9 protein-coding genes are annotated in these 8,944 nt (G+C 75.1%); all 9 read left to right on the forward strand.

Translation table 11 applies throughout. The features are described from left to right. Positions 1-572, forward strand: a 572-nt coding sequence (locus AB0G02_RS21630; RefSeq protein WP_360797181.1) for a pyridoxal-phosphate dependent enzyme, incomplete at its 5' end; no start/stop codon positions are given. Then, a complete protein-coding gene (locus AB0G02_RS21635; protein WP_360797183.1) occupies positions 569-1,591 on the forward strand; it encodes an enolase C-terminal domain-like protein in 1,023 nt (340 codons plus the stop codon). The genes AB0G02_RS21630 and AB0G02_RS21635, both read left to right, overlap by 4 nt. Beyond that, entirely contained in the window at positions 1,588-2,772 is a 1,185-nt protein-coding gene (locus AB0G02_RS21640; RefSeq protein ID WP_360797185.1) for an MFS transporter, read from the forward strand. Before AB0G02_RS21635 ends, AB0G02_RS21640 begins: the two co-directional genes overlap by 4 nt. Further along, positions 2,769-3,551, forward strand: a complete 783-nt coding sequence (locus tag AB0G02_RS21645) for a class I SAM-dependent methyltransferase (RefSeq protein ID WP_360797187.1) — start codon at positions 2,769-2,771, stop codon at positions 3,549-3,551. Before AB0G02_RS21640 ends, AB0G02_RS21645 begins: the two co-directional genes overlap by 4 nt. Before the next feature lie 11 nt (positions 3,552-3,562). Beyond that, positions 3,563-5,101, forward strand: a complete 1,539-nt coding sequence (locus AB0G02_RS21650; protein ID WP_360797189.1) for an ABC transporter substrate-binding protein — start codon at positions 3,563-3,565, stop codon at positions 5,099-5,101. Next, complete coding sequence (locus AB0G02_RS21655) at positions 5,098-6,042, forward strand: ABC transporter permease (protein WP_360797191.1); 945 nt, start codon at positions 5,098-5,100, stop codon at positions 6,040-6,042. Before AB0G02_RS21650 ends, AB0G02_RS21655 begins: the two co-directional genes overlap by 4 nt. Continuing rightward, positions 6,039-6,809 (forward strand): ABC transporter permease subunit, encoded by a 771-nt coding sequence (locus AB0G02_RS21660; protein ID WP_360797193.1) that lies wholly within the window; start codon positions 6,039-6,041, stop codon positions 6,807-6,809. The genes AB0G02_RS21655 and AB0G02_RS21660 overlap by 4 nt, the downstream gene beginning before the upstream one ends. After that, entirely contained in the window at positions 6,806-8,293 is a 1,488-nt protein-coding gene (locus tag AB0G02_RS21665; protein ID WP_360797195.1) for an ATP-binding cassette domain-containing protein, read from the forward strand. Before AB0G02_RS21660 ends, AB0G02_RS21665 begins: the two co-directional genes overlap by 4 nt. Further along, a complete protein-coding gene (locus tag AB0G02_RS21670) occupies positions 8,290-8,841 on the forward strand; it encodes a GNAT family N-acetyltransferase (RefSeq protein WP_360797196.1) in 552 nt (183 codons plus the stop codon). Before AB0G02_RS21665 ends, AB0G02_RS21670 begins: the two co-directional genes overlap by 4 nt. Positions 8,842-8,944: the final 103 nt, after the last annotated feature.

Consider the following 8,944-nt stretch of genomic DNA (forward strand, 5'->3'; position numbering starts at 1 on the left):
CCCGGGAGCTGGCCGCCCAGCTCGACCGCGCGGACGTGCTGGTGTGCAGCGTGGGCACCGGCGGGCACAGCGCCGGCGTCGTCACGGCCCTGCGCCGGCACTGGCCGGACGTGCGGCTGGTCGGCGTGGACACCGTCGGCTCGACCATCTTCGGCCAACCCGCCCGGCAGCGGGTGATGCGCGGGCTGGGCAGCAGCATCCACCCGCGCAACGTCGCCTACGAGGAGTTCGACGAGGTGCACTGGCTCGGGCCGGTCGAGGTGGTGGACGCGTGCCGCCGGCTGGCCAGGGACTGCTTCGTCACCGGCGGCTGGAGCACCGGCGCGGTCGCCCTGGTGTCGGCCTGGGTGGCGCGCGTGGAGCCGGGGTCGACCGTCGTGACGATCTTCCCGGACGGACCGCACCGCTACCTCGGCACCATCTTCGACGACGACTTCTGCCGGGCGCGCGGCCTGCTGGGCACGCCGGAGGACCGACCGGTGGAGATCGCGGACACCACCGAGGTCGAGGTCACGAGCTGGGCGCGGTGCCGCGCGGTGTGCGCGCCGAAGGCCGTCGGGGTGCCGGCGTGAGGCTCGACTGGTCGGTGCGGGGGTTGGAGCTGCGCTCGCCGCTGCGCATCTCGCGGTCGGTGATGGCGCGGCGTGACGCCGTGCGCGTCGTGCTCGGGTGGGACGGGCTGCTGGGGCACGGCGAGGTGGTCACGAGCCGGTACTACGGGCTGGACGTGGAGCGGATCACCGCGCTGCTGCGCGACCTGGTCCCCGTGGTGGCCGACTGCCCCGACCCGGCGGACCTGCGCGAGCGCCTGCCGGAGCTGCCGCCGGGCGTGCTCGCCGCCGTGGACTCGGCGCTGTGGGACCTGGAGGCCGTGCGCCGGGGCGTGCCGGTGCACGCGCTGGTCGGCGTTCCACAGTGGACTGACGTGCCGACGGCGTGCACGATCGGCATCGGCGCTCCCGCCGACGCCGCCGCCCAGGCCGCCGACCTGGCCGGTCGCGGGTTCACCGTGCTGAAGGTCAAGGTCGGCTCGGAGCACGACGTCGCCGCGATCCGGGCCGTCCGCGCCGCCGCCCCCGACGCGCGCCTGATCCTCGACCCCAACGGCGCTTGGACGGCGGAGGGGACGTTGCGGGTGGTGGACGGCCTGTCCGGCATCGACGCCCTAGAGCAACCCATCGCGCCGGGTCGTCCGGACGACCTGGCGTGGCTGCACGACCGCTGCCCCGTGCCGCTGGTGGCGGACGAGGACGCCGCGACCGCCGCCGACGTCCGCGCGCTGGCGGGCGTGGTCGACGGGGTGAACGTGAAGCTCGCCAAGTGCGGCGGCATCACCTCGGCGCTGGAGGTCGTCGACGCGGCCAGGACCGCCGGGCTGGACGTGATGCTCGGCTGCCTGGTGGCCAGCTCGCTCGGCATCGCGCCCGCCGTGCACCTGACGGGGCACGCGCGGTGGGTGGACCTGGACGGGCACCTGCTGGTCACCGACGACCCGTGGACCGGGATCGGCGGCGAGGACGGCACGCTGCGGCTGTCCGGCGCACCGGGGCTGGGCGTGACGCCCGCGCCCGACCGGAGCGGGCGGCGATGAGGCGGTTCCCGTTGTCGGTGCGGCTGCTGCTGGTCAACCAGTTCGGCGTGAACACCGGCTTCTACCTGCTGATCCCCTACCTGGCCACGCACCTGGGCGACCTCGGCCTGTCCGCGGCGACGATCGGGGTCGTCCTGGGCGTGCGGACGTTGAGCCAGCAGGGCCTGTTCCTGCTCGGCGGCTCGGCGTCGGACCGGCTCGGCCCGCGCGGGGTCATCATCGCGGGCTGCGCGGTCCGGGCGGTCGGGTTCGGGTTGTTCGCGGCGGGCGAGTCGGTGGCCGTGCTGCTGACCGCGTCCGTCCTCAGCGGGCTCGCGGGGGCGTTGTTCAACCCGGCCGTGCGCGCCTACATCGCGGACGAGTCCGCCGACCGGGCCGGGGCGTTCGCCCTGTTCAGCGCCTACGGGCAGGCCGGCGCGCTGGTCGGTCCGCTGCTGGGCGGCCTGCTGGTGCTGTGGGACTTCCGGATCGCCGCGCTGGTGGCGGCCGGGGTGTTCGCCGTGCTCACGGTCGCGCAGGCGGTCGTGCTGCCCGCCCGCCCCGCCGCGCCGCGCGAGGGCACGGTGCTGGACGACTGGCGCGAGTGCCTGACCGACCGCCGGTTCCTCGCCTTCACCGGCGCGCTCACCGGCATGTTCGTGCTGCAGAACCAGCTGTACCTGGTGCTGCCGCTGGAGGCGCAGCGGCTGACCGGCTCGTCGTTCGCCGTCGCGGCCGTGTTCGGGGTGTCCACCGCGGTCACCCTGCTGCTCCAGGTGCGCGTCACCAGGGCGCTGGACCGGGTGCCGCGCGGCCGGGCGATCGCAGTGGGGCTCGCCGTCATGGGCCTGGGGTTCACCGCCACGGCGGTCAGCCACGCCGGACCGCTCGGCGGTGTCACGCCCGTGCTGGTGGCCGCGCTGCTGCTGTCGGTCGGCGTGGTGATCGCGCAGCCGTTCGTCTACGAGCTGATCCCCGCCTTCGGCCGCACCGGCCTGTCCGGCACCTACTTCGGCGTGTTCTACCTGGTCTCCGGCCTCGCCGCGGCCCTGGGCAACACCGCGATCGGCTGGGTGTTCGGCCGGTCGCAGTGGGCGGCGTCGCTGGTGTGCGTGGGCGTCGGGCTGGGGTGCGCGGCGGCCGTGGCCCTGCTGCACCGCCGCGGCGTGCTGACCGCGGCACGACCGGAGGTGACCCGATGACGGTGGGCGAGAACCTGCTGACCGACAACCCGGCGCTCTACGAGCACCAGTTCCCCGACCCCGACCACGTCGCCGCCCGCTTCACGCACGACGTCGTGACGCGGTTCGGCGGCGGGCGCGACCTGCTGGACGTCGGCTGCGGCACCGGCCGCGACGCCGGCCACCTGAGCGCGCTGGGGTACCGGGTGGTCGGCCTGGACAGCTCCGAGCGGATGGTCGAGCACGCCCGCGCGCACCACCCGGCCGCCGAGTTCGTCCGGGACGACATGCGGTCGTTCGCGCTGGGCCGCCGCTTCGACGTGATCACCTGCATGGACAGCGCCCTGCTGTACTGCCACACGAACGCCGACCTGGACGACTTCCTGCGCCGCTGCCGCGACCACCTGCGACCGGGCGGCCTGCTGGTGGCGGAGATGCGCAACGGCGCGTTCTTCCTCGGCAACACCGAGCTGCTCGACGGCGTGCGCAGCCGCACGGTCGTCTGGGAGGGCGTGTCCTACACCTCGCACACCCGGCTCCGGGTCGACCACGCGGGCCAACTGCTGCGCCGGCGGCGGGAGTGGTGGTGGCCGGGCGCGCGGCCGCTCGTGCAGCGCTCGGCGTGGCGGCTGCTGTTCCCGCAGGAGCTGCGGCACTTCCTGGACCACGCCGGGTTCGACGTGACCGCCCTGTTCGACTCGCCGGGTCCGCGCACCGAACCGCCCTGGTCGTCCGACGCCGAGCTGCGCGAAGAGCTGTCCGGCGACCGCCTCCACCTCGTCGCGCGCCTGCGCCACTGAAAGGACACGACATGCGCCACCTCGACCGCCGCGGCTTCCTCGGCCTCGGAGCCGGCCTCTCGCTCGCCGCCCTCGCCGGCTGCGGCACCGGGGACGGACCGGCGTCCGCCGCGTCCACCCCGCGTGCCGGCGGCCGGCTGCGCGCCGCGTTCGCGGGCGGTGGCGCCAAGGAGGTGCTGGACCCGCACCTGGCGAACCTGTTCGTGGAGGCCGCCCGCGCGAAGGCGCTCTACGACAAGCTCGCGGACCTCGGCCCGGACGTCTCCGCCCAGCCCAGGCTCGCCGAGAAGTGGGAGCCCGACGCCACCCTCACCCGCTGGCGGATCACGGTGCGCCGGGCCACCTTCCACAACGGGCAGCCGGTGCGCGCGGACGACGTGCTGGCCAGCTACGCCCGCATCCTCGACCCCGGCCGCGCGTTCCGGGCCAAGTCGAGCCTCGCGCTGATCGACCTCGCCAACAGCCGCGCGGTGGACGACCGGACGGTGGAGTTCGCGCTGAAGCGGCCGTTCGTGGAGTTCCCCAACGCGCTGGCCGCGTTCGGCGCCTACATCGTGCCCGCCGGCACCGAGGACTTCACCCACCCGGTCGGCTCCGGGCCGTTCGCCTTCACCTCGTTCGAACCGGGCAAGTCGGTGCTGCTCAAGCGTCACGCGGACTACTGGGAGGGCGCACCGCACCTGGACGAGCTGGAGTTCGTCATCGCCAACGAGGAGTCGGCGCGGGCGAACGCGCTGCTCGGCGGCCAGGTCGAGTACGCGCACGACCTGACGCCCACCACCGCGCGCAGCCACAGCGGCAGCGACCGGATGGCGATCCACCGCGCGCCCAACAGCGCCGTGCAGGCGTTCGCGATGAAGCTCGACCGGCCGCCGTTCGACGACCGCGACCTGCGCGAGGCGTTGTTCCTGCTGGCCGACCGGCCGCAGCTGGTCGAGTCGGTGCTGGCGGGCAGCGGGCAGGTGGGCAACGACCTGTTCGGCAAGGGCTACCAGCACTACGCCGACGACATCCCGCAGCGCGAGCGCGACCTGGACAAGGCCAGGTTCCTGATCCGCCGGGCCGGCGCGGAGGGGTTGACGGTCGAGCTGGACACCTCGACCGCCGCGGCCGGGATGGTCGAGGCCGCCACCGTGTTCGCGGACCAGGCCAGGGGCTCCGGGCTGACCATCGAGGTCGTCACCGGCAACAAGGACAGCTACTGGTCGGACACGCTCAAGAACGGCTCGCTGTCGAGCTTCCGGTCGGGCGCGATGCCGATCGAGACCCACGTCGCGCAACGCCTGCTGACCGGCTCCGGCACCAACGTGACCAAGTGGGCCAGGCCGGAGTTCGACGCGCTGTACGACAAGGCGGTGTCCACTGTGGACGACGCCGCGCGCGGCGAGGTGTACCGGGAGATGCAACGCTCCCTGCACGCCGAGGGCGGCTACCTGATGTGGGGCTTCGCGGACTGGATCGTCGGCGCCGCGCCGAACGTGGGCGGCATCTCCACCGCGCCCGCGAACACGCTGGACTGGGCGCGGTTCGACAAGGTGTGGTTGGGGTGAGCCTGCGCCGGTACGCGGCCCGGCGGCTCGTCATCGGCCTGGTCCAGGTGCTCGCCGTCGTCACCGTCGTGTTCCTGCTCGTGCAGGCGCTGCCGGGCGACGCGGCGGTGGCGCTGGCGGGCGACAACCCGGACCCGCGCCGGATCGGGGAGATCCGGGCCGCGATGGGTCTGGACCGGCCCCCGCTCGACCGGTTCGGCGAGTGGCTGTCCGGGCTGGCGCGCGGCGACTTCGGGATGTCCCTGGTCTCCGGCCGGCCGGTCGTCGAGTTCCTGCGCGACGGCCTCGGCCCCACGCTCGTGCTGGCGCTACTCGCGCTGGCGCTGCTGGTGCCGTTGTCGGTGCTGCTGGGCGTGCTGGCGGCGCTGCGCGAGGGCGGACCGGTGGACCGGGTGATCACCACCGTCACCGTGGGCCTGCACTCGATCCCGGAGTTCGCGCTGGCCGTGGTGCTGATCGCGCTGTTCGGCGTGCAACTGCGGTGGCTGCCGCCGACGGCGGTCGGCGCGGACCTGCTCGGCCGGCCGGAGGTGCTGGTGCTGCCGCTGGTGGTGCTCGTGGCCCGGCCGCTGTGCTCGATCAGCCGCCTGGTGCGGGCCGGGATGGTGGACGCGCTGGCGTCCGACCACGTCCGGCACGCCCGGCGGCTGGGCATCGGGACCACCCGCGTCCGGTTCGCGCACGCCCTGCCGACCGCGCTGGCGCCCGCCGTGCAGCAGGTGGCGCGGACGACCGACTGGCTGCTCGGCGGCGTGATCGTGGTGGAGGCGGTGTTCGTCGTCCCCGGTCTGGGCACCACGCTGGTCGACGCGGTCGCCGCGCGGGACCTGCCGGTGGTGCAGGGCCTGGCGGTGGTGTTCGCGGTGACCACGGTGGTGGTGAACCTGGTGGCCGACCTGGTCGTGTTCCGGCTCGCGCCGCGCTCGGTGGCGATCGCGTGAGGGGCGTCGGGTGGCTGCTGGTCCTCGTGCCGCTGGTGTTGGCGCTGCTGGGCCCGTTGTTCGTGCCGGACGACCCGGCGCGCGGTGCGCCGTTCACCGGGAACTCTGTGCTGGGCACGGACTTCGTCGGCCGGGACGTGTGGCACCAGGTGCTCTCCGGCGGGCAGGCGGTGGTGCTGGTCGCGGTGCTCGCGACGGTGTGCTCGTACGCGCTGGGCGTGCCGTGGGGCGTGGTGGCCGCGATGTCCCGGCCGCGGGTCGTGGACGAGGTGCTGATGCGCCCCCTCGACCTGCTGCTCGCGGTGCCGTCCCTGCTCGTGCTGATCCTGGTGGCCGCGCTCGCCGGACCGGGCCTGCCGGTGCTCGTCGGCGTGGTGGCGCTGGTCAACTTCCCGGACGTGGCCCGGATCTCGCGGGCCGCCGCGCTGGAGGTCGCCGGACGCCCGGCGCTGGAGGCGATGCGGTTGCAGGGCGAGACGTGGTGGCGGACGTCCATCGTCTACACCGGGCGGTCGATGCTGCGGACCCTGGCCGCTGACCTCGGCGTGCGGGTGACCGGAGCGCTGTACCTGGTCGCGTCGGCGAGCTTCCTGGGCGTCGGGGTGGCGCCGGACGCGGCCGACTGGGCCGTCATGGTCGACCGCAACCGGGTGGGCCTGTTCCTCCAGCCGTGGGCGGTCGTCGTCCCCGCGCTGCTCATCGTGGCGCTGTCGGTCGGGCTGAACCTCGTGTTCGACCGCGCGCTGAGGACGGGGGCGCGGACGTGACTCCCGTGGTGCACGTCGAGGGCCTGCGCGCGGTGGCCGGGGACAGGACGCTGGTCGACGGCGTCGGCTTCGCGCTGTCCGCCGGGCGGGTGGTCGCGCTGGTCGGGGCGTCCGGCAGCGGCAAGACGACCACCGGGCTCGCCCTGCTCGGGGAGCACGCGCCGGGGGTGTCGGTGACCGGGCGGGTCACCGTGACCGGGCGCGTCGGGTTCGTGCCGCAGCAGCCGTCGGCGGCGCTGAACCCGGTGCGGCGGCTCGGCGGCGTGTTCCGGGAGATCGCCGCGCTGCACCCCGGCGACCCCGGCGAGCTGATCGCCACCGCGCTGCGCCGGGCCCGGGTGCCCGCCGAGCTGCTGCGCCGCTACCCGCACGAGCTGTCCGGCGGTCAGCAGCAGCGGGTGGTGCTCGCGCAGGCGCTCGTCGGTGACCCGGCGGTGCTCGTCGCGGACGAGCCGACCACCGGGCAGGACCCGATCACGCGGGCCGAGGTGGTGGACGAGCTCGCGTCGGTCGTGGCGCAGGGGGTGGCGCTGGTGCTGCTCACGCACGACCTGGACGTGGTGCGCGCGGTGGCGGACGAGGTGGTGGTCCTGCGCGCCGGCCGGGTCGTCGAGGCGGGCCCGGTGGCCGACGTGCTCGGACGACCGCGCTCGCCGTACACCGCGGCCCTGGTCGCGGCGCAGCCCCGCGTCACCGTGCCGGTCGCCCGTGCGGCGGCGGCGCACCGGCTGGAGACCCGCGCGGTCACCGCACGGCACCGCGCCACCGCCGTGCTGCACGACGTGGACGTGCGGGTCGGCGCGGGCGAGTGCCTCGCCGTCGTGGGCCGGTCCGGCAGCGGCAAGACCACGCTGGCCCGGTGCGTCGCCGGGCTGCACGCCGGGTTCACCGGCGACGAGCTGCTCGACGGCCGCCCGCTGCCGCGCTCGCTGCGCCGGCGGTCACGGGCCGAGCTGGCCGCCGTGCAGTACGTCTTCCAGGACGCCCGCGCGTCGTTCGACGCCCACCGCACCGTGCTCGACCAGGTCGCCCGCACGGCCGTGCGCCTCGCCGGCGGCACCGACGCGCGTGCGGCGGCGGTGGCGGAACTGGCGGCCGTCGGGATCGACGAGGCGACCGCGAACCGCCGACCGGCCGGGCTCTCCGGTGGCGAGCTGCACCGCGCCGCGCTGGTGCGCGCCCTGCTGGCCCGACCCGACGTGCTGGTCTGCGACGAGATCACGTCCGGCCTCGACACCCTGACCCAGGCGAGCCTGCTCGACCACCTCGCCGCGCTGACCTGCACCGTCGTGCTGATCAGCCACGACCTCGCCGTCGTCGCACGGCTCGCCGACCGCGTCGCCGTGCTGCACCGGGGACGCGTCGTCGAGCACGGGCCGGCGAGCGACGTCCTGGGCTCCCCCACCCATCCGGTGACCATCGGCCTGCTGGGCGTCGACGCCCCCGGCCGCGCAGTGGAAGGAACAGAGGAGAAGACGACATGAGCCCGTACCACCGCGAAGTAGAGCCCTACGAGGTCCGCCAGGCCACCGGAGCCGACCTGGCCGGGGCGCGCAGCGTCATGCTGGACACCTTCTACCAGGAGTTCGGCTACGGCTACCGGCCCGAGTGGCACGGCGACGTGATCGACCTGGACGGCGCGTACCTGCGGCCGGAGCGGCACGCGCTGTTCGTCGCGGTCAAGGGTGACGAGGTGGTCGCGACCACCGGGGTGCGGGCCACCGCGCCGGCCAGCCCGCCGCACCCCACCTGGCTGGCCGCGCGTTACCCCGACGGCAGCACCGCGCAGCTGTTCCGCGTCTACGTGCGACCCGAGCACCGCCGCTGCGGCCTGGCCCGCGCGCTGGTCGACCTGGCGACGCAGTTCGTCGCCCGCACGCCCGGCTACGACCGGCTGTACCTGCACACCGACACCCGCATCGCCGGGGCCGAGCCGTTCTGGCGGTCCATGGCCGCGGAGGTGCACGACGCGCGGGACGGCGACCCGATCACCTTCCAGACGGTCCACTTCGAGATCCCGTTGGCGCGCTGAGCCCGCGGGTCGGCCGGACCGGCGGGGGGGGGGGGCGCGTGCGCCCCCCCGGCACCGGCGCACCAGGGCGGCCAACGGGGGGGCCGGGGGCCCGGGCCACGGC

Origin of the sequence: Actinosynnema sp. NPDC023658, assembly GCF_040639995.1 — a bacterium.
GTDB lineage: Bacteria > Actinomycetota > Actinomycetes > Mycobacteriales > Pseudonocardiaceae > Actinosynnema.